This window comes from Caballeronia sp. INML1 (genome assembly GCF_023631085.1).
GTDB classification, from domain to species: Bacteria; Pseudomonadota; Gammaproteobacteria; order Burkholderiales; family Burkholderiaceae; genus Caballeronia; species Caballeronia turbans.
This window is the reverse complement of the sequence record NZ_JALQDT010000004.1, coordinates 337,389-359,484: the sequence shown is the minus strand read 5'-3', so window position 1 is coordinate 359,484 and position 22,096 is coordinate 337,389. Positions and strand designations below refer to the sequence as shown.

14 protein-coding genes are annotated in these 22,096 nt (G+C 64.5%); 3 read left to right on the top strand and 11 right to left on the bottom strand.

Going from position 1 to position 22,096, the window contains the following annotated elements:
* Positions 1 to 269 precede the first annotated feature (269 nt).
* The 4 genes from fghA to NCR38_RS02635 all read right to left on the bottom strand — a co-directional run bounded on the left by fghA (position 270) and on the right by NCR38_RS02635 (position 5,056).
* Positions 270 to 1,118: an S-formylglutathione hydrolase gene (fghA, locus tag NCR38_RS02650; protein WP_061117679.1), complete on the bottom strand. Its 849-nt coding sequence runs from the start codon at positions 1,116 to 1,118 to the stop codon at positions 270 to 272.
* A gap of 14 nt (positions 1,119 to 1,132) precedes the next feature.
* Positions 1,133 to 2,239 carry an S-(hydroxymethyl)glutathione dehydrogenase/class III alcohol dehydrogenase gene (locus NCR38_RS02645; protein WP_250476345.1) on the bottom strand — a complete coding sequence of 369 codons (1,107 nt, stop codon included), beginning with the start codon at positions 2,237 to 2,239 and terminating at the stop codon, positions 1,133 to 1,135.
* Positions 2,240 to 2,275: 36 nt separating this feature from the next.
* The gene (locus NCR38_RS02640; RefSeq protein WP_250476344.1) at positions 2,276 to 3,490 is read right to left on the bottom strand and encodes an AGE family epimerase/isomerase; all 1,215 of its coding nucleotides are present in this window, start codon (positions 3,488 to 3,490) and stop codon (positions 2,276 to 2,278) included.
* Positions 3,491 to 3,598: 108 nt separating this feature from the next.
* Complete coding sequence (locus tag NCR38_RS02635; RefSeq protein WP_250476343.1) at positions 3,599 to 5,056, bottom strand: xylulokinase; 1,458 nt, start codon at positions 5,054 to 5,056, stop codon at positions 3,599 to 3,601.
* Between the two features lie 333 nt (positions 5,057 to 5,389).
* Between NCR38_RS02635 and NCR38_RS02630 the strand changes: the two genes are divergently transcribed.
* Positions 5,390 to 6,781, top strand: a complete 1,392-nt coding sequence (locus tag NCR38_RS02630) for a nucleobase:cation symporter-2 family protein (protein ID WP_061117683.1) — start codon at positions 5,390 to 5,392, stop codon at positions 6,779 to 6,781.
* A 199-nt stretch (positions 6,782 to 6,980) separates the two neighbouring features.
* Here NCR38_RS02630 and NCR38_RS02625 read toward each other — a convergent pair whose 3' ends face one another.
* From NCR38_RS02625 to NCR38_RS02600, 6 genes are all read right to left on the bottom strand, one after another.
* Complete coding sequence (locus NCR38_RS02625) at positions 6,981 to 8,459, bottom strand: efflux transporter outer membrane subunit (protein WP_250476342.1); 1,479 nt, start codon at positions 8,457 to 8,459, stop codon at positions 6,981 to 6,983.
* 1 nt (position 8,460) lies between these two features.
* On the bottom strand, positions 8,461 to 11,640 hold the full coding sequence (locus NCR38_RS02620) for an efflux RND transporter permease subunit (RefSeq protein WP_061117684.1): 3,180 nt from the start codon (positions 11,638 to 11,640) through the stop codon (positions 8,461 to 8,463).
* An 18-nt stretch (positions 11,641 to 11,658) separates the two neighbouring features.
* Entirely contained in the window at positions 11,659 to 12,852 is a 1,194-nt protein-coding gene (locus tag NCR38_RS02615) for an efflux RND transporter periplasmic adaptor subunit (RefSeq protein ID WP_061117870.1), read from the bottom strand.
* Between the two features lie 449 nt (positions 12,853 to 13,301).
* On the bottom strand, positions 13,302 to 14,831 hold the full coding sequence (locus NCR38_RS02610) for an efflux transporter outer membrane subunit (protein WP_061117685.1): 1,530 nt from the start codon (positions 14,829 to 14,831) through the stop codon (positions 13,302 to 13,304).
* 1 nt (position 14,832) lies between these two features.
* The gene (locus tag NCR38_RS02605; protein WP_061117686.1) at positions 14,833 to 18,018 is read right to left on the bottom strand and encodes an efflux RND transporter permease subunit; all 3,186 of its coding nucleotides are present in this window, start codon (positions 18,016 to 18,018) and stop codon (positions 14,833 to 14,835) included.
* A gap of 18 nt (positions 18,019 to 18,036) precedes the next feature.
* Positions 18,037 to 19,299, bottom strand: a complete 1,263-nt coding sequence (locus NCR38_RS02600) for an efflux RND transporter periplasmic adaptor subunit (protein WP_061117687.1) — start codon at positions 19,297 to 19,299, stop codon at positions 18,037 to 18,039.
* A gap of 451 nt (positions 19,300 to 19,750) precedes the next feature.
* Here NCR38_RS02600 and NCR38_RS02595 point away from each other — a divergent pair, with 451 nt between their 5' ends.
* Complete coding sequence (locus NCR38_RS02595; protein ID WP_061117688.1) at positions 19,751 to 20,395, top strand: TetR family transcriptional regulator; 645 nt, start codon at positions 19,751 to 19,753, stop codon at positions 20,393 to 20,395.
* Here the strand turns inward: NCR38_RS02595 and NCR38_RS02590 are convergent.
* Entirely contained in the window at positions 20,378 to 21,016 is a 639-nt protein-coding gene (locus NCR38_RS02590; RefSeq protein WP_250476358.1) for a cysteine hydrolase family protein, read from the bottom strand. The genes NCR38_RS02595 and NCR38_RS02590 overlap by 18 nt on opposite strands.
* Positions 21,017 to 21,139: 123 nt before the next feature.
* Here NCR38_RS02590 and NCR38_RS02585 point away from each other — a divergent pair, with 123 nt between their 5' ends.
* A complete protein-coding gene (locus NCR38_RS02585) occupies positions 21,140 to 22,096 on the top strand; it encodes a helix-turn-helix domain-containing protein (RefSeq protein WP_250476341.1) in 957 nt (318 codons plus the stop codon).

The following is a 22,096-nucleotide window of genomic DNA, read 5'->3' as shown; positions in this document are numbered from 1 at the left end:
GCTGTGCGGGCGCTATTTGGTGCTGAACCAGCGTCTTTTGAGTACTAGCTTGTCAGACCGTGCGCGATCCAAGCCCGGTCGGGCCTGTGAGGGCGACACTTAGGCAGCCCACGATCACCTGGCAAGCATGGCCAAACTGCGTGTGACCGCGGGCGTATCGAGCTGCTTTCTTTGGTTACTTTCTTTGCAGCAGCAAAGAAAGTGACTGCCGCCCCGCACAGGGGCAACGCTAATAAACCACTAACAAAACGGGATCCGCCGAAAAAAAATCAACGACACAAAACCCGCGCATGATGCGCGACATGCCCCCCCACGAACGTCGAAATGAAGAAATACCCATGATCGTAGCCTTCATGACGCCGCACCGTCACCCGGTGCCCCGCTTCCTGTGCATTGCGCTCCAACACATCAGGATGTAACTGCTCGGCAAGAAACTGATCCGCCATTCCCTGATCGACGAGAATCCCGCCTTCGAACCGCGACGCCGCATCGCCCTTGATGAGTTCGCTCGCATCGTATTGCTTCCACGCTTCGCGATCATCGCCGAGATAGCCGGAAAACGCCTTCACGCCCCACGGGCACTGCGACGGCGCCGCGATCGGCGCGAACGCCGACACCGACCTGTATAGGTCAGGATTGCGCAACGCGAGCACGAGCGCCCCGTGACCGCCCATCGAATGCCCGAAGATGCCGATGCGATCCTCCCGCACCGGCAACGCCGAAAGCACCGTCTCACGCAATTCCTGCGTCACATACGAGTACATGCGATAACGCCGCGCCCACGGCTCGCGCGTCGCATCGACATAAAAGCCCGCGCCGACGCCGAAATCCCATGCGTCTTTCTCGCCGGGAATATCCGCGCCGCGCGGACTCGTATCCGGCGCGATCAGCGCAATGCCGTGTTCCGCCGCATAACGCTGCGCGCCCGCCTTGATCGGGAACGTCTCTTCGGTGCAAGTGAGGCCGGCGAGATAAAACAACGCGGGCACCTTGTGCGATGCGGCCTCTTTCGGCAGAAAGACGGAGAAACGCATCGGCAGGCCGATCGTCTGCGATTCGTGCCGATAGATGCGCTGCACGCCCTCGAAGCAACGATGTTCTTCCACGAGTTCCAGCATGGCGTTTTCCCCGCTCAGTAGATGACGACAGAACGAATCGACTCGCCCTTCTTCATCAGGTCGAAGCCATCGTTGATCTGCTCCAGCTTGAGATGATGCGTGATCAGATCGTCGATGTTGATCTTGCCTTCCATATACCAGTCGACGATCTTAGGCACGTCCGTGCGCCCGCGCGCGCCGCCGAACGCCGAGCCTTTCCATTCGCGGCCGGTGACGAGCTGGAACGGGCGCGTGCTGATCTCCTCGCCCGCCGCCGCCACGCCAATGATGAACGACTGTCCCCAGCCCTTGTGCGTGCATTCCAGCGCCTGACGCATCAGCTTCACATTGCCGACGCACTCGAACGAATAATCCGCGCCGCCATCGGTAAGCTGCACGATATGGTCGACGACGTTCTCGACTTCCTTCGGGTTGATGAAGTGGGTCATGCCGAACTTCTTCGCGAGTTCGACACGGCCCGGATTGATATCGACGCCGATGATCTTGTCCGCGCCGACCATCTTCGCGCCCTGAATCACGTTCAGGCCGATACCGCCGAGACCGAACACGACCACATTCGCGCCCGCCTCGACTTTCGCCGAATAGACGACCGCGCCGACGCCCGTCGTCACGCCGCAGCCGATGTAGCAGATCTTGTCGAACGGCGCGTCTTCGCGCACTTTCGCGACCGCGATCTCAGGCACGACGATGTAATTCGAGAACGTCGATGTGCCCATGTAATGGAACAAGGGCTTGCCATCGAGCGAGAAACGCGAAGTCGCATCCGGCATCAGCCCTTTGCCCTGCGTCGCGCGAATCGCCTGGCAGAGATTCGTCTTGCGCGACAGACAGAACTTGCACTGGCGACACTCCGGCGTATACAGCGGAATGACGTGATCGCCCTTTTTCAACGTGCCGACGCCCGGCCCGACATCCACGATCACACCCGCGCCCTCATGCCCGAGAATCGCCGGAAAGATGCCTTCCGGATCGGCGCCCGACAGCGTGTAGTAATCGGTGTGACAGATGCCCGTTGCCTTGACTTCGATCAGGACTTCACCCGCGCGCGGTCCTTCGAGATCGACTTCCTCGATCGTCAACGGCTTGCCGGCTTCCCATGCGATTGCTGCTTTCGTTTTCATCGTTCTGCTCCTTGGGTTTCGATAATCTGGTTTGTCTCAGCGCACGACGTTCAGGACTTCGTAGCATGCACCCATCGTGTGATAGTCGACCTTTCCGGCCGGACTCTTCTCGTCGCTGTACTGGCGGTTGTCGCGCGTGAGAATGCGGTACCACGCGCCCCATTTGTGATCGACGAAATGCTCCCAGCTATAGGCCCACAGGCGGTCGTAATCGTTCCAGTAACGCGCGGCGAGCGCGGCGTCGCCGTCGCGTTGCGCGCGATCCGCCAGCAGCGCGGCCGCCGCGATCGATTCCGCCTGGACCCAGAAGTATTTGTCCTCGTCGTAGAACTTGCCGTCTGGATCGAAGCCGTACACCATCCCCCCGTGCTCGTGATCCCACGACAGTTCCAGCGCGCGGTCGAACAACTCTCGCGCACGCGTCACGTGCCACGCCTGCGGGCGATGACGCTCGAGGATCAGCAGCAGCTTCGCCCATTCGGTCTGATGCCCCGGCTGAAAACCCCACGGCCTGAAGATGTTGCTGCGGTCTCCCTTGTTGTAATTCCAGTCGATCGACCAGTCCGGCTTGTAGTGTTCCCAGACGAGGCCGCCCGCGAGCGCGGCCTGACGGTTCACCATGTTGTCGGCAAGCAGGGCCGCGCGGTCTAGATAGCGCGCTTCGCCCGTCGCTTCGAACGCGGCGAGCAGCGCCTCGCAGGCGTGCATGTTCGCGTTCTGGCCGCGATAGTCGGACACCTGCCAGTCGGCGGTCGCTTCGTCCTTGTAGAGGCCGTGCTCTGCATCCCAGAAGCGCGTTTCCATCAGGTTCCAGGTTTCGTCGAGCCATGCGCGCGCCTCGTCGAATCCCGCTTCGACCGCCTTCGCATACGCGAGCACGACGAACGCGAGCCCGTAGCAATGGTTGGTCGCATCGGTGACGTCGCGTCCGCTCAGCGTCCACGCATAGCCGCCCGTCTGCGGATTGCGATGAAACTCGCGCAGATATTCGATGCCATGCGCCACGCCGCCGCGATATTCATCGAGACCGAAGTGCTTGTACGCCATCGCATAGCTGAAGACGAAGCGCGTGCTCGATACGAGATGACGCGAGGCGCGGTCGTAGATCGTGCCGTCGTTCTTGTAGTAGTGAAAGAATCCGCCCGCAGGGTCCATGCAGTGCGGGTGATAGAAGGTCATCGTGCGCAACGCATGATCGAGCAGAAACGCGCGCGCGCGGAAATCGGGATGTGACGGCGAAGGTGCGGACATGGCTGAGTTCGATGTTGTCTTGACGAAGCGCGCTTCAGTTACCGTTCATATGAAGCGACGCTTCATGATCCCCGATGCGGATGGCATCGGGGTCGAAGCTACGAAAGTTTAAGCGGACTCGTGCCCGACCGTGAACCAGTCTTCGGCACGCTTGTACAGATCGATGAAACGCGCGAGCCGTGCGTCGAGCGAAGCGTTCGCCCGCGGCGTCGCGACGAGCGTCGCGGCGGGTGCGAGCGATGCGAGATCGTCGATGCGCCAATGGCCCGCCGCGATGCCGCCGAGGATCGCCGCGCCGCGCGTCGCCGCGTTCGGGCAATCGACTGCGTGCAGCTCGACGCGCAATGCGTCGGCAAGCAACTGCCGCCAGCGCGCATCGACGGAGCCGCCGCCCGCGAGCAGCATCGAATCGAGCGGTGCGCCGTTCGCCCCGGAGTGTCGCCGAACGGCGTCCAGCCCGGCACGCAAGGCGAATGCCACGCCTTCGAACGCGGCGTGCATCATCGTGCCGCGCGTGTCGTCGAGGCCGAGTCCGAGCCAGCCGCCGCGCGCGTCGGGGTTCATCCACGGGGAACGTTCGCCGCTCAGATACGGCAGAAAGCTCACGGATGCGCTGGCGTTCGCAGCGAACGCGTCGTCGTAGGCTTGCGGCCACGACGCATAGCCGAGCCAGCCGCGCACCGCTTCGAGCGCGACGCCGACGTTCTGCATCGCCGCCATGCGATACCACGTCCCGGTCGCCGCACGATACGTGTGCAGGCCATGCACGGGCGCGGGCGCGTCGGCGCACATCACGACGATCTGGCCGCCGGTGCCGGTGGTGAGAAGCGCGTCGCCGTCGGACGATAGCCCGCTGCCGAGCGCGGCGCACGGCGTATCGCCCGCGCCGACGGCCATCGGGATGCCCGCGCGCAAGCCGAGCGCGGCCGCCGCTTCGCCCGACAACACGCCGCCAATGTCATGCGATGCCGCCAGCGGCGCGAACCATGTGCGCGGCAAACCGAGCGCGTCGATGAGCGCATCGTCCCATTCGCCCGATGGCGCGGCGAGCGCGGTCGCGCAGGCATCGGACGCATCGGTGACGAAACTCGCAGGCGCGGCGCCGCCGAGCTTCACGCGCAGCCAGTCCTTCGGCTGCAACGCCCAGCGCGTGCCGCCCGCGATCTCCGGTTCGTGCGACACGAGCCAGCGCAGCAGCGGCCCCGCCATGCCGGGCGCGACCGGATTGGGCTGCGGTCCGCGCCATGCGTCGAGCAGATCGCGGGCGCGCGTGTCGGGCCACAGCATCGCGGCGCGCAGCGCGTGGCCATCGGCGCCGGTCGGCACGACGCCGTGCATCTGCCCGGAAAAGCCGACAGCGCTCACCGCTTCGCGCTCGTCAGCGGGCAGGCGCGACGCGGCGCCGACGAGCGCGGAGTACCACGCATCGACCGTGGTCTCGGCCCAGCCGGGCTGCGCGCTGGTCACCGCATACGCCGCGCTCGACGATGCGGTTTCGCGCCCGTTTTCGTCGACGATGGCGAGTTTCAAGGAGCCCGTGCCGAGATCGATGCCTAAAAAACGCATGGGATGTCGAGTCCGAAAAGACGTCAGGGAAAACGCGTAAAACGCGGGTAAACCCCGCGATTACGCGATGAACACGAAAAACGGACTATACGCGCGGCGTGATGAAGATCATAACGAGCAGTCGAGGAAAGCGACCTTTCGTCACGCGACGGATTTCCTGCGATGTGCGCCAAAGCCCCTGTGACAAGGGCTTGCGCCTCTTCGCGCCACCGGTGGCGCGCGAAACCCATATCGACGCGCGAACGCGATGTATAGCGCCGGGCGGTCTTGTTCATGCGTTGCGATGCACTTAACTTGGAGGCCATTCAAATGAAGGCGATATAGGAGAGAGACATGGCTTCAAGTTCGGTGAACCCGTCCGTGCATCCGTGCGACGAACGGCTGCCCGCCGGTCAGCTTCTGACGCTCGGCATACAGCACGTTCTCGTGATGTACGCGGGCGCGGTCGCGGTGCCCCTGATTCTCGGCGCGGCGATGGGACTGCCGAAAGACCAGGTCGCGTTTCTCATCAGCGCGGATTTGTTCTCGTGCGGCGTCGCCACGCTGATTCAGACGCTCGGGCTGTGGATCTTCGGCATTCGCCTGCCCGTCATCATGGGCTGCACGTTCGCGGCCGTCGGCCCGATGGTCGCGATCGGCACCAATCCGTCGCTCGGCATTCTCGACGTATTCGGCGCGACCATCGCGGCGGGCGTGATCGGCATATTCCTCGCGCCGATGATCGGCAAGCTGTTGCGGTTCTTCCCGCCGGTCGTGGTCGGCACCGTGATCGCGGTGATCGGTCTCTCGCTGATGGGCGTCGGCATCAACTGGGCGGCGGGCGGCGTCGGCAATCCCGAATACGGCAATCCGGTGTTTCTGCTGCTGTCGCTCGTCGTGCTTTCGCTGATCCTGCTCATCAACAAGTTCGCGCGCGGTTTCATCGCGAATATTTCGGTGCTGCTCGGGATCGTTGCGGGCTTCGTCATCGCCGCGATGCTCGGCCGCGTGAACATGGATGGCGTCGCGCACGCACCGTGGGTCGGCATCGTGCTGCCGTTCCACTTCGGCATGCCGCACTTCGATGCGCTCTCCGTCGCGACGATGGTCATCGTCATGTTCGTCACGTTCATCGAATCGACGGGCATGTTCCTCGCGGTCGGCGATCTCGTCGAGCGTCCGGTCGATCAGAAGGCGCTCGTGCGCGGCCTGCGTGTCGATGGGCTCGGCACGCTGATCGGCGGCATCTTCAATTCGTTTCCGCACACTTCGTTTTCGCAGAACGTCGGGCTGATCGGCGTGACGGGCGTGAAGAGCCGCTTCGTCTGCGCGACCGGCGGCGTGATTCTCGTCGTGCTCGGTCTGTTCCCGAAGATGGCGCAGGTGGTGGCGTCAGTGCCGCCGTTCGTGCTCGGCGGCGCGGGCATCGTCATGTTCGGCATGGTCGCGGCCAACGGCATCAAGACGCTCTCGCGCGTAGACTTCTCGAAGAACCAGCACAATCTGTTCATCGTCGCGGTGAGCGTCGGGATGGGCATGGTGCCGGTCGTCGCGCCGAAGTTCTTCACGCAACTGCCGCACGCGCTGGAGCCGATTCTCCACAGCGGCATCTTGCTGGCATCGGTGTCGGCGGTCGTGTTGAACATCGTGTTCAACGGCGTGCGCAAGGAACGCGATGCGCGGCGTGATGCGCGTGAAGCCGCGCATGAGTTCGAAGGCGCGGTGCACGCGGGCGATGCGCGTTGAAGATGGCGTAACCCTGGAAGTGATTGCTGGATGTTTGCGTTGGGCGCCGCGGTGAGAGTCGCGGCGTTTTTTTTTGGTTTTTGTTGTTCGCCGGATCCCGTGTTGGTGTTGGTTTATTAGCACTGCCCCTATGCGGGGCAGCGCTTATAAACCAGCAAGAACACAGGCCATTCATGAAAGCCCAAGGCGCAGCCTCACCTTACGAGGCCCTGTCCCCCGCATCCACCGCCCGCGGCGCATCGCCCGTCCGCTCGATCCACCCGCCTCCCAGCGCCTGATACAGCGCCACGAGATTCGCCAATCGCTGCGTTCTCGCCGCGATCAACGTCTGCTGCGCCGCGTACAGGTCCTGCTGCGCGGTCAACACGCCGAGATAACTATCCACGCCCTGCCGGTACCGCAACGTCGACAGATCCAGCCGACGCTGCTGCGCGGCCGTATCGCGCTCGAGCGCCCCGATCTGCTGATCATACGTGCCGCGCGCAGCGAGCCCATCCGCCACGTCGCGGAATGCCGACTGAATCGCCTTCTCGTATTGCGCGATCTCGATCTTCTTCCCGATGTTCGCGGCATCCAGATTCGCCAGATTCTGCCCGCCGTCGAAGATCGGCAACGTGATGGTCGGCGCAAAACTCCATGCCGCCGAGCCCGCCTTGAACAGGCCGCCGAGCGTCGGGCTCAACGTGCCGAAACTGCCGGTGAGCGAAATGCTCGGGAAGAACGCCGCACGCGCCGCGCCGATATTCGCATTCGCCGCCAGCAGGTTCTGCTCGGCCTCCATGATGTCCGGCCGGCGCAGCAGCAGATCCGACGGCAAGCCCGCCGGAATATCCGTGAGCAGGTTCTGTCCGTCGAGCGGCATGCCGCCGGGCAGATCGTCCGGCATCGGCTCGCCGAGCAGCAGCACGAGCGCATTCACCGCCTGCGCTCGCGCGCGCTCCTGCGCCTGAAGATTCGCCGCCGCGCTTTCCATCACCGTGCGCGACTGGCTCAGATCGAGCTCGGATGTCACGCCGTTATCGAACTGGAGCTTCACGATGCCGTAGGAATCGCTCGCGCTCTTGAGCGTCTGGCGTGTCAGGGCGAGCAGGTCATCGGCTTGCAGCACTTGCAGATACTGTGTCGCCACCTGCGACACCAGCGATATTTCCGCGGCTTTGCGCGCATATGCCGTCGCGAAATACTTCGCGAGCGCCTGATCCTTCAGGCTCTGCACGCGGCCGAACAGGTCGATTTCCCACGACGCGTTCAAGCCCACGTCATACGTGTTCGAAATGGTCTGGTTGAAGAACGACAGCTCCGCCGGCGTGCGCGACTTCGTCTGGGACGCCTGCGCGCCGAGCGTCGGGAACAGCCCGGCGCGCGTGATGCGGTATTGCGCCTGCGCAGCCTGCACGTTAAGCAGCGCAACGCGCAGATCGCGATTGTTCTTCAATGCGATATCGATGAGCCGTTGCAGCCTTGCATCGACGAAAAAGTCACGCCAGCCGATATCCGCCGCGGCCACCCCGTTCGCGCTGCGCGTACCGCCGCTCGCCGCGCGCGGCTGCGTCGCGTAGACGCCGTCCGCGGGAAAGCTCGCCGATGCGGGCATCGCGGGGCGCTCGTACGTCGGTGCCAGCGTGCAGCCTGTCGCCAGCGCGGCGACGGCCATTGCAGTCAGGGAAAGTCTACGCATGTCAGTGTCCTTCGTTGCCCGGTTGCGCGCGCCGCTGCGCTTCGTATCGCGCGAGCGCGGCATCCGTGTCTTCCTTGTCGCCGCCGAAACGCGAGCGCACGACGACGAAGAACATCGGCACCATGAAAATGGCGAGGAAAGTCGCGGTCACCATGCCGCCGATCACACCCGTGCCGATCGCGTGCTGGCTACCCGAACCGGCGCCGTTGCTGATCGCGAGCGGCATCGTGCCGAGAATGAACGCGAGCGAGGTCATCAGAATGGGGCGCAGGCGCAGGCGCGCGGCTTCGAGTGCCGCCTCGACCGGCCCCATCTTTTGCGAGAGCTGGAGATCGCGCGCGAACTCGACGATCAGAATCGCGTTCTTCGCCGACAGACCCACCGTGGTGAGCAGGCCCACCTGGAAGAACACGTCGTTCTCCAGTCCGCGCAACGACACGGCGAGCAGCGCGCCGATCACGCCGAGCGGCACGACCATGATCACGGAGAACGGAATCGACCAGCTCTCGTACAGCGCCGCGAGACACAGGAACACGACGAGAATCGAGATGCCGTAGAGCATCGGCGCCTGCGAACCCGACTGGATCTGCTGATACGACAGTCCCGTCCATTCGAAGCCGATGCCCGCGGGGAGCTTGGCGGCGAGCGCTTCCATCGCGGCCATCGCCTGTCCGGTGGATTTGCCCGGAGCCGCGACACCCTGTATTTCGATCGACGACTGGCCGTTGTAACGCTCGAGCTTGGGCGAGCCGTAGCTCCACTCGGTCGTCGCGAACGACGAGAACGGCACCATCGAGCCGGACGCATTGCGCACGTACCAGCTGTTGATGTTCTCCGGCGACATGCGGAACGGGGCATCGCTCTGCATGTAGACCTTCTTGATGCGGCTGTCGGTATCGAGGAAGTTGTTCACGTACCGCGATGCCCACGCGATCGAGAACGTCTGGTCGATCATCGACGGGTCGACGCCCTGCGCGAGCGCCTTCTGCCGGTCGATGCTCACCTTGAACTGCGGCGCGTCGTCGAGGCCGTTCGGCCGCACCTGGGCGAGCGCCGGATCTTTCGCGGCCATGCCGAGCAACATGCCGCGCGCCTGCATGAGCTTTTCGTGCCCGAGACCGGCGCGGTCCTGAAGCTCGAAGTCGAAGCCCGACGCCGTGCCCAGTTCCGGAATGGATGGCGGGTTCACCGGAAAGACGAGCGCGTTCTTGTAACCGGCGAACGCGCCGAACGTGCGGCCCACGAGCGCCTGAATTTTTTCGTTGGCGCCCGTGCGCTGATTGAAGTCCTTCAGCCGCACGAAGACGAGGCCGGAGTTCTGGCCGTGGCCCGCGAAGCTGAAGCCGTTCACTGTAAATACCGATTCGACGGTCGAGCTTTCCTTCTTCCGCAGATAACCGGCGACATCGTCGAGCGCGCGCTGTGTCATTTCCTGCGTGGCGCCGGCGGGCGTGGCCACCAGCACGAACATCGTGCCCTGGTCTTCATCCGGCAGGAACGCCTTCGGCAGGCGCGCGAACAGCATGCCGACCGCCACGACGACCACGAGATATATGATGAGCCAGCGCCCCGAGCGCCTGATGACATGCGCCACGGCGCCGTGATACTTCGCCTGGCTCTTCGCGAACGTGCGGTTGAACCAGCCGAGAAAGCCCGTCTTTTTCTCCTCGTGTCCTTGCGGGTGCGGCTTCAGCATGGTCGCGCACAGCGCCGGGGTGAGCACCATCGCGGTGAGGACCGAGAGGCCCATCGCGGAGACGATCGTCAGCGAGAACTGGCGATAGATCGCGCCGACCGAGCCGCCCGAGAACGCGACCGGCACGAACACGGCCGCCAGCACGAGCGCCACGCCGACGAGCGCGCCGGTAATCTGGCTCATCGCCTTCTTCGTGGCTTCCTTCGGCGGCAAGCCCTCTTCCGTCATCACGCGCTCGACGTTCTCCACGACCACGATCGCATCGTCGACGAGCAAGCCGATCGCGAGCACGAGGCCGAACATCGACAGCGTGTTGATCGAGAAGCCCGCGGCCGCCATGATCCCGAACGTGCCGAGCAGCACCACCGGTACGGCGATAGTCGGAATCAGCGTTGCGCGCAGGTTCTGCAGGAACAGGTACATCACGAGGAACACCAGCACGATGGCCTCGATGAGTGTCTTCACGACGTCGGAGATGGACTGCTTCACGAACGGCGTGGTGTCGTACGGGTACTTCACGACGAGACCATGCGGGAAGAACTTCGAGAGCTGATCGATCTTCGCGCGCACGGCGTTGGCGGTGGCGAGCGCGTTCGCGCCGGTCGCGAGCTGAATGCCGAAGCCCGCCGCCGGACGGCCGTTGTACTGCGTCTCGAAGTTGTAGCTCTCGCCGCCCAGACCGACGCGCGCCACGTCGCGGATGCGCACCTGCGAGCCGTCCCGGTTCACTTTCAGGAGCACGTTGCCGAACTGCTCGGGCGTGCGCAGGAGTGTCGCTTCGGTGATGGTCGCCTGCATCGACTGGCCCGGCACGGCGGGCACGCCGCCCAGTTGCCCGCCCGCGACCTGCACGTTCTGCGACTGCAGCGCGTTCTGCACGTCCACCGGCATGAGGCCGTATTGCGCGAGCTTGTTCGGATCGAGCCAGATCCGCATGGCGTACTGCGAGCCGAACAGCGTCACGGTGCCGACGCCGTTCAGACGGCTGATCGGATCCTGCACGTGCGAGGCCACGTAGTTCGCGAGGTCGTCGCGGTTCATGCTTCCGTCTTCGGACACGAACGCCAGCACGAGCAGGAAGCTGCTGCTCGACTTGGTGACGCTGGTGCCCAGTTGCTGCACGATGGCCGGCAGATTGGGCGTGGCCAGTTGCAGCTTGTTCTGCACCTGCACCTGCGCGATGTCGGCGTTGGTGCCCGCCGCGAAGGTCAGCGTGACGGTGGCGGTGCCGCTGTCGTCCGAGGCGGAGGACAGATAGAGCAGGTGGTCAAGGCCGCTCATCTGCTGCTCGATCACCTGCGTGACCGTGTTTTCGACGGTCTGCGCCGACGCGCCCGGATACGTCGCTGCGATCTGAATGGACGGCGGCGCGATGGTCGGATACTGCGCGACCGGCAGCGTCGCCACCGACGCGATGCCCGCCAGCATCAGGATGATCGCGATCACCCACGCGAAAATGGGGCGGTCGATGAAGAACTTGGCCATGAAGCGTGTCTCCCGTCCTCAACCGCCGGCGGCGCCGGACGCGGGCGCGGCGGCCGTCGCATCGGCGGGCGCTTCGGGCAGGTGCGCGGGCACCGCCTTCACTTCCGTGCCCGGACGCGCCTTGTCGATGCCCTCGACGATCACGCGGTCGCCGGGATTCAAGCCGCTGTTTACCACCCAGTTCTGGCCGTGCGTGCCGGATGTCACGAGCGGACGCATCGCGACCTTGTTGTCCTTGTCGACGACCATCGCGAGCGCGGTGCCCTTCTGGTCATGCGTGACGCCCTGCACCGGCACGACGAGCGCGTTCGGATTCACGCCTTCCTCGACGCGCGCCCGCACGAACATGCCCGGCAGCAGCACGCGGTCCTTGTTCGGGAATACCGCGCGCACGGTGACCGAGCCGGTCGTGGGGTCCACGGTCACATCGCTGAATTGCAGCCTGCCCTGCTCGGAGTAGACGCGGCCGTCTTCCAGAATCAGCGTGACCTTCGCGGCGTTCGGGCCGTTCGTCGCAAGGCGACCTTCCTGGATCTGGCGGCGCAGCTTGAGGCCGTCGAGGCTCGATTGCGTGAGATCGACGTACATCGGATCGAGCTGCTGAACCGTCACCATCAGCGTCGCCTGCGCTGCCTGGACATAGGCGCCGGGCGTGACCTGAGAAATGCCTGTTTGTCCCGAGATCGGCGACGTGACCTCGGTATGGCCGAGGTTGATCTGCGCGGTGTCGATCGCGGCCTTCACGGCGGCGACATCGGCTTCGGCCTGCCCGAGCGCGGCCACGGCGTTGTCGTAGTCCTGCTTGCTGACCGCGTTCGACGCGACGAGCACCTTGTAGCGCTCGGCCTGCGCGGACGTCGACACGAGGTTCGCCTGGGCCTTCGCATACGACGCCTTCGCGTTGTTCAGTTGTGCGATGTACGGTGCCGGATCGATCTTGTAAAGCCGCTGCCCCGCCCTCACGACGCTGCCTTCGGTGAATTCGCGGCGCAGCACGATGCCGTCGACGCGCGCGCGCACCTGGGCGTCGAGGAAAGCGCTCGTGCGGCCCGTCAGTTCCGCGACGACCGGCACCGCGGCCGGCGCGAGCGTGACGACGCCGACTTCCGGCGTGTGCGGCGCCATCGCGGGAGGCTTCTCCCCGCAACCGGCCGCAAGCAGGGCGGCCGTCGTGATACCGATGAGGCGGTATGGAATCCGTTTGAGACGCATGGGACGCAGGCCTCTTTGTTGGCTGAAGATGAAAGGCGAGCGCGTCCTCGCGTTCATGGCGGGCCGCGCACGCGACGTGTTCTCGTGCGATGCGAAAGTCGCGGATCGCGGCGCCCGGTGTGCCCGGGCGCCGGAAAAGCCGATCGCTTCCCGAACAGACGATGTTTTCAGGATGACTAAATTGTCACGTCGCTCGTTTGCGCCCGATGGCAACCGATCTTGATGTATCTCAAACGGAAACGCGGCGTCGCGACTGTGACGAGCCGCCGATTATAGTTATCGATCGCGATCGATCAGACTCAATCAAACCGCCGTTCTGTCACAAATTGATAACAGCCAGAACAAATCTGCGGAATACGCGGAGAAATTGAGACATCGCTGAAAGCGCAATGAAAAAGCCCGGCGCTTGGCCGGGCTTCGCTTGCATCGCGTCGATCACGTCAGGCGGTTCAGCCCGCCGCGGGAGCCGAGGCCGGCTGCGGCGGCGTGCCCTGCGAGCCGTAATCGACAGGCGCGTCCGCCGGGCGCGGCGCTTCGCCGGAGCGCTCGATCCATCCGCCGCCCATGAACTGATACAGATCGACGAGGTTGGTCAGGCGGTTCAGCCGCGCCGTGATCAGCAACTGCTGCGCCTCGTACAGCGCCGTCTGCGCGGTCAGCACCGCGAGATAGCTGTCCACACCGTTGCGATAACGCAGGTCCGACAACTCCAGACGCCGGCTCTGCGAAGTCACGAAGCGCTCGAGCGACTTGATCTGCTCGTCGAAGGTGCCGCGCGCGGCGAGGCCGTCCGCGACTTCGCGAAACGCGGTCTGGATCGCCTTCTCGTAGTTGGCGATCTCGATGCGCTTCTGCACGTTCGCGAGATCGAGATTGGCCTTGTTCTGGCCGCCCTCGAAGATCGGCACCGTGATCTGCGGCGCGAACGACCACGCGGCCGAGCCCGGCTTGAAGAGTCCGCCGAGCGTCGGCGACAGCGTGCCGAAGCTGCCCGTCAGCGAAACGCGCGGGAAGAACGCCGCCCGCGCCGCGCCGATGTTCGCGTTGGCCGCGAGCAGCGACTGCTCCGCCGCCGCGATATCGGGACGGCGCGTCAGGAGATCCGACGGCAGGCCCGCCGGAATGTCGGACAGCAGGTTCTGCGTGTCGAGCGGCATGCCGGCCGGCAGATCCGCAGGCAGCGGTTCGCCCACGAGCAGCACCAGCGCGTTTTCCGCCTGCGCGCGCAAACGCGATTGGGTCTGCAGGTTCGCCTGCGCCTCTTCGACGACGCCTTCCGACTGACGCAAGTCCAGCTCGGTGCCGGTGCCGTTGTCGTACTGCAGCTTCGTGATGCGGAACGATTCCTGCGCCGTCTTCAGCGTGTTCTGCGTGACGGTGAGCTGATCGTCGTAGGCGAGCATCGTCAGATACTGGTCCGCCACCGACGACACGAGCGCGATTTCCGCCGCCTTGCGCGATTCGGCCGTCGACAGATATTGCGCGAGCGCCTGATCCTTCAGGCTGCGGATTCGCCCGAAGAAGTCGATTTCCCACGACGCGTTCAGGCCGACCGAATACGTGTTCGAGATCGTCTGGTTGAAGAACGACAGATTCTTCGGCGTGCGCTGCTTGCTCTGCGACGCGGCGCCTTCGAGCGCCGGGAAGAGCCCGGCGCGCGTGATCTGATACTGCGCGCGCGCCGCATCGACGTTGAGCACCGAGACGCGCAGGTCGCGATTGTTCTTTAGCGCGAGCTCGACGATTCTCTTCAGGCGTGGATCGGCGAAGAAATCGCGCCAGCCGATCTCGGGCGCGCTCTGCCCATTCGCGGTGCGGCCATTGCTCGCCGACGACGACGCGTCCGGCTGGTGCGCGTACACGCCGCCTTCCGGAAACGTCTGCGCGACGGGCGCCGCGGGCTGTTCGTATTTCGGCTGGAGCGTGCAGCCCGCGGCGAATACCGCCACGGCGGCCGCGATCAAGGAATGTTTAAGCATTTCAATGTCCTTCCTTATCGGAGCCGTTCTGCGAGCCGCCATGCGGACCTTCGACATCACCCGATGTACCCGGCGACGGCACGTCCTTGCTCTTGCTGAATTTCGAGATCACGACGAAGAACATCGGGATCATGAAAATGGCGAGGAAGGTCGCGGTCAACATGCCGCCGATCACGCCGGTGCCGATTGCATGCTGGCTTGCCGAGCCCGCGCCGTTGCTGATCGCGAGCGGCATCACGCCGAGAATGAACGCGAGCGACGTCATCAGAATCGGGCGCAACCGCAGGCGCGCCGCTTCCATCGCCGCTGCCACCGTCGACATGCCCTGCATGCGCAACTCACGCGCGAATTCCACGATCAGAATCGCGTTCTTCGCCGAAAGGCCCACCGTCGTCAAGAGGCCGACCTGGAAGAACACGTCGTTTTCCAGGCCGCGCAGCGTCGCTGCGAGCAGCGCCCCGAGCACGCCGAGCGGCACGACCATGATGACCGAGAACGGAATCGACCAGCTTTCGTACAGCGCCGCGAGACACAGGAACACGACGAGGATCGAGATGCCGTACAGGATCGGCGCCTGCGAGCCCGACTGACGCTCCTGATACGACAGACCCGTCCATTCGTAGCCGATGCCCGCCGGCAGCTTCGCCGCGATCGCTTCCATCGCCGTCATCGCCTGGCCGGTCGACTTGCCCGGCGCGGCCGCGCCCTGGATTTCCATCGCCGAAATACCGTTGTAACGCTCGAGCTTCGGCGAACCATAGGTCCAGTTGCCGGTCGCGAACGCGCCGAACGGCACCATCGTTCCGGCGCCATTGCGCACGTACCACTTGTTGATGTCGTCCGGATTCATGCGGAACGGTCCGTCGCCCTGCACGTACACCTTCTTGATCCGGTTATCGACGTCGAGGAAGTTGTTCACGTACTGCGACGCCCATGCGATCGAGAACGTCTGGTCGATGTCCGACACCGCGACGCCGAGCGCATTGGCCTTCTCGCGGTCGATGTTCACCTTGAACTGCGGCGTGTCGTTCAGGCCGTTCGGGCGCACCTGCGCGAGCGTCGGGTCCTTCGCCGCCATGCCGAGCAGCATGTTGCGCGCTTCCATCAGTTTCGCGTGGCCGACGCCCGCGCGGTCCTGCAGCTCGAAGTCGAAGCCCGCCGCCGTGCCGAGTTCAGGAATCGATGGCGGATTGACCGGGAAGATCATCGCGTCCTTGTAGGGCGCGAAGTGCATGAACATCCGCCCGACGAGCGCCTGCACCTTCTGGTCGCTATGCTGGCGGTCCGCGTAGTCCTTCATCCGCACGAACACGAGACCGGAGTTCTGGCCGCGGCCCGCGAACGAGAAGCCGTTCACCGTGAACACCGATTCGACGATCGCCTTCTCGTCCTTCAGCAGATAGTCCTGCACGTCCTTCAGCACATGCGCCGTGTATTCCTGCGTGGAACCGGCCGGCGCCTGCACGAGCACGAACATCGTGCCCTGGTCTTCATCGGGCAGGAACGACTTCGGCAGACGAAGGAACAGCATGCCCACCGCGACGATCACGACGATATAGATGATCAGCCAGCGTCCCGAGCGACGGATCACGTGCTGCACGCCGCTGTGATACTTCTCCTGGCTCTTGTTGAAGGTGCGGTTGAACCAGCCGAAAAAGCCCGTCTTCTCGGGCTGATGCCCTTCCGGATGCGGCTTCAGGATCGTCGCGCACAGCGCCGGCGTGAGAATCAGCGCGACCATCACGGACAGCACCATCGCCGCGACGATCGTCAGCGAGAACTGCCGGTAGATGGCGCCGACCGAGCCGCCCGAGAACGCCACCGGCACGAACACCGCCGACAGCACGAGCGCCACGCCGATCAGTGCGCCGGTGATCTGGCCCATCGCCTTGCGGGTCGCGTCGCGTGGGGACAAGTGCTCCTCGGACATCACCCGTTCGACGTTTTCCACGACCACGATCGCATCGTCCACGAGCAGGCCGATCGCCAGCACGAGGCCGAACATCGACAGCACGTTGATCGAGAAGCCCACCGCCGACATGATCGCGAACGTACCGAGCAGAACGACCGGCACCGCGATCGTCGGGATGATCGTCGCCCGCAGGTTCTGCAGGAACAGATACATCACGAGGAACACGAGCACGATGCCTTCGATCAGCGTCTTGACCACTTCCTCGATCGACAGGCGCACGAACGGCGTCGTGTCGTACGGATACTTCACGACGAGGCCGTGCGGAAAGTACTTCGACAGGTCGTCGATCTTCTGCCGCACGAGCTTCGCCGTCTGCAGCGCGTTCGCGCCCGTCGCGAGCTGGATACCGAAGCCGGCCGTCGGCTGTCCGTTGTACTTCGTATCGAAGTTGTAGTTTTCGCCGCCGAGGTCGATCTTCGCCACATCCTTCAGGCGCACTTGCGAGCCGTCCTGATTCACCTTCAGCAGGATGTTGCCGAACTGCTCCGGCGTGCGCAGCAGCGTCGCTTCCGTGATGGTCGCCTGGAGCATCTGCCCCGCGACCGCCGGCGTGCCGCCGAGACCGCCCGCCGCCACCTGCACGTTCTGGTTGTTGATGGCGTTCTTCACGTCCACCGGCGTGAGCGAGTAGTTCGTGAGCTTGGTCGCATCGAGCCAGACGCGCATCGCGTACTGCGAGCCGAACAGCGTCGTGGTGCCGACGCCGTTGATACGCGAGAGCGGGTCCGCCACGTTCGACGCCACGTAGTTCGCGAGGTCGTACTTGCTCATGCTGCCGTCTTCGGACACGAACGCAAGCACGAGCAGGAAGCTCGAGCTCGACTTCGTGACCTTGGTGCCGAGCTGCTGCACGACCTGCGGCAGAAGCGGCGTGGCGAGCTGCAGCTTGTTCTGCACCTGCACCTGCGCGATGTCGGGGTTCGTGCCCGCCGCGAACGTCAGCGTGACCGTGGCCGTGCCGGAGTCATCGGATGTGGACGACAGGTACAGCAAGTGGTCGAGACCGGTCATCTGCTGCTCGATCACCTGCGTCACCGTGTTTTCGACGGTGCTCGCCGATGCGCCCGGATACGTCGCGCTGATCTGGATCGCAGGCGGCGCGATCGTCGGATACTGCGCGACCGGCAGCGTGAAGATCGACGCCATCCCCGCGAGCATCAGGATGATCGCGATCACCCACGCGAAGATCGGTCGATCGATAAAAAACTTTGCCATGTAACAGGCTCCCTTTTATTACGCGCCCGAAGCGGCCGATGCGGCCTGCGCACCACTGGCGCCGCTTCCGTTCGCCGGGGCGGCGGCGCCTTGCGCGCCGGATGCGCCCGGTGCCTGCGCTGCCTGCGCGTCGGATGCCGGATAGGGGAATTTCGCGTCGACCGGCTTCACCTGCATGCCGGGCTTCGCTTTCTCCACGCCGTTCACGATCACGCGATCGCCCGCGTTCAGGCCGCTGTCGACCACCCAGTTGTTGCCGAAAGTGGCGCTCGTGACGAGCTGACGCAGCTCGACCTTGTCGTCCTTGTTGACGACGAGCGCGGTCGGCGTGCCCTTCTGGTCATGCGTGACGCCGATCTGCGGCACGACGAGTGCGTGGTCGTTCGTGCCTTCCTGGATGCGGGCACGCACGAACATGCCCGGCAGGAGCACGCGGTCCTTGTTCTGGAAGATCGCTCGCACGGTCACCGAACCGGTGCTCTGGTCGACGCTCACGTCGGAGAACTGCAGCTTGCCCTGTTCGGTGTAAGTGCGGCCGTCTTCGAGCACGAGTGTGACCTTCGCGGCGTGGATGCCTTCGGTCTGCAGGCGGCCTTCCTGAATCTGCCTGCGCAACTGGAGGCCCTCGACGCTCGATTGCGTCAGATCGACATAGATCGGATCGAGTTGCTGCACGGTCGTGAGCAGCGTCGCGGCGCTCGCCTGCACATACGCGCCCGGCGTGACCTGCGACAAGCCGGTGCGGCCGGTGATCGGCGAAACGACGTCGGTATAGCCGAGGTTGATTTGCGCGGTATCGACCGATGCCTTGCCCGCGGCGACATCCGCCACGGCCTGGCCTTGCGCGGCGACGGCGTTGTCGTAGTCCTGCTTCGACACCGCGTTGGCCGCGACGAGAATCTTGTAGCGCGCCACGAGCGCGTTCTGCGACGCGACGTTCGCCTGCGCCTTCGCCAGCGTCGCCTTCGCGTTGTTCAGCGCGGCGATGTACGGCGCCGGATCGATCTTGTAGAGCCGCTGGCCGGCCTTGACCTCGGAGCCTTCCGTGAATTCACGGCGCAGCACGATGCCATCCACCCGGGCGCGCACTTGCGCGACGAGGTAGGCATTGGTGCGGCCCGGCAAATCGACGACGACCGGCACGCTCGTGGGCTGCACGGTGACGATGCCCACTTCGGGCGTTTGCGGCGGAGGCGCTGATTGTTTTTGCCCGCACGCTGCCAGAAACACGGCAGCCGTCGCGGCGGTGATTAAGCGGAGTGGAACCCGTTCGACGCGCATGGAGCGACCTCTGTCTAAGACTGAGAGTGAAATAGGTGCGCGGCGGCCTTCCCCGGGCAATGCCGCGCACGAGCGTCCCTGAGGACGCTGCCAATAATCAAAACCTGTCCGACGAATGAGCGGCGCCGTGGCCAGTGGCCGGCGTTTCATGCCCGTGCGCGACGCTGTGAAGCGCCGCCTGTGGCCCAAGGACGGCCGGAACGGGGCAATGGAAACGAAGCTTAATTCGAAATCTGATCGTCGGCTGAATTTGTGAATATTGGTAAACGGGTGGTATTGTATATACATTCGTGGATGAATGTAAAAAACTGTACGTGTTTATCCCCATTGGAGTTGAGAAAAAAATCGCTCAGGGGAATCGATTACGGTCGACCAATCTTCGACAAGGGCGCGCGGGCGCGCCCCTTCAACGGCAGAAAGCAGGAGCAGACGGCCCGAAAGGCCGCACGATATGGTCAGACGAACCAAGGAAGAAGCGCAGGCAACGCGCAACCGGGTGCTCGACGCGGCCGAGCGCGTCTTTTACGAAAAAGGCGTATCACGTACGACGCTGGCGGACATCGCGCAGGCGGCGGGCGTCACGCGCGGCGCGATCTACTGGCATTTCGCCAACAAGGGCGATCTCTTCAACGCGATGTTCGACCGCAGCCTGCTGCCGCTCGACGAACTCGTGGAAACCACGCTCGACGGCAAGGAAGAGGATCCGCTCGAGCGCCTTCGGGAGCTTTTCGTCTGGTGCATGCGCAACATCACGACCGACGAGCAGCGCCGGCGCGTCTTCGACATCCTCTTCATGAAATGCGAGTTCGTCGAGGAAATGGGCCCGGTGCGCGAGCGGCATCAGAACAACATGCGCGACGGCATGGAGCGCATCGAGCGTGCGCTGCGCAACGCCGTCGAAAAGAAGCAGCTTCCCGCAACGCTCGATACGAACCGCGCAACTACGATGCTTCACTGCCTCTTCACCGGCATCCTGCACGATTCGCTGATGCTGCCGGATATCGTCCATCCGGAGCGCGACGCCGAAGCGCTCATCGACGCGTGCTTCGACGCCCTGCGCTGCAGCCCGGCCCTGCTCTTACCGGCCAGCGCCTGAATTCGCGGCGCGCGCCCGCTGGTTCGACGCGTAGATGTTGTCGCGCGCGGGCGCGTCGCCGCTCTCCAATGCCCTGATCCAGTCGTCCGTGCCGAGAACGGCGGCGAAACGCGATTGCATCACCACCGTGAACACGCGGTGGATCTCCTCCGCAGTCGCACGGCCCGCGCTGTTTTCGTAGGGCACGGCGCCCGTTGCATCCGCGAGAAGTTCCACGGCAAGGCCGGCATGCACCGCGTGCTTGACGGTCGAATCGTCACAGTTGTGCGTCATGTAGCCCGCGATCGCGATCGTGTCGATGTCGTGAGCCGTCAGCCAGTCGGCGAGACCGGTGCCGGCGAATGCGCTCGGCAGCGATTTCTCGATGTAATGCGCGCGCGGCCGCGACGCCACCGTTTCGTGCAGCTCGGCCATTGCTGAGCCGCGCGCGAAGATCGGCGCGCCCGGCGGCGCGAAATTCTGCACGACGACGACCGGCACGCCGTGCTTCCCGGCGGCGTCCATCGCGCGCGCGATATTCGCGAGCGACACGTTCACATCGGGATATTCGATCAACAGGTTGCCGTCGATGTACTCGTTCTGCACATCGATGACGATCAGGGCGCGGCGCGGCATGGTCAGCTCCTTCGTGGATGGTCGAAGCATTGTCGCCGCGCCCGCGCGGTATCCAGAAGTGGCCCGATCGCCAACTTTCATCGGAATCGGGCCAAAATGTCGAGATCGACGTTTCGCCGGAGCCGCGCCATGACCCGCCATTCGATCGCCGTCGTCGCGTTCGACCGCATCAGCCCGTTTCATCTTGCGGTGCCTTGCATCGTGTTCGGCGAGGAGCGCAGCGGCATCGGCGTGCCGTCGTTCGACTTTCGTGTCTGCGCCGCCGAACCGGACGCGCTCGCAACCTCCGCCGGCTTTACGATCGCGGCCCGGCATTCGCTCGACGCCCTCGCCGGCGCCGATGTGATCATCGTGCCGTCGTGGCGCGATCCGGACGAGATGCCACCCGAAGCGCTCCTCGACGCGCTTCGCGCGGCGCATGCACGCGGCGCGCAAGTCGTCGGGCTGTGCCTCGGCTCGTATGTGCTCGCGGCGGCGGGCCTGCTCGACGGCCGCGCGGCCACGACGCACTGGGCGTGGGCCGACGATTTCGCGCGCCGCTATCCCAGGGTCCGGCTCGATCCGAATGTGCTCTATATCGACGACGAAAACATCACGACTTCAGCCGGCACCGCGGCCGGACTCGATTGCTGCCTGCACGTGCTGCGCAAGCTGGCCGGCTCGCACGCGGCGAATCAGGTCGCGCGGCGGCTCGTCGTGCCGCCGCATCGGCAGGGATCGCAGGCGCAATTCATCGACGAGCCGGTTCCCGAGCGCCCGAACGGCGAAAAGCTCGCCGGTCTGCTCGACTGGCTGCGCGCCAATCTCCAAACCGAACATTCACTCGATGCGCTCGCCGCGCGCATGGCGATGAGCCGCCGCAACTTCACGCGGCGCTTTCGCGAAACGACGGGCGCGACGGTGAGCACGTGGCTCGTCGGGCAACGCGTCGCGCTCGCGCAGCGCTTGCTCGAAGGCACGGATCTTCCGATCGATCGCATCGCGGAACAGAGCGGCTTTCGCACCGGCGCGACGCTGCGCCAGCAATTCGCGCAGACGCTGAAGACGTCGCCGTCGGCTTATCGACGGGCGTTTCGCGGCGTGTAA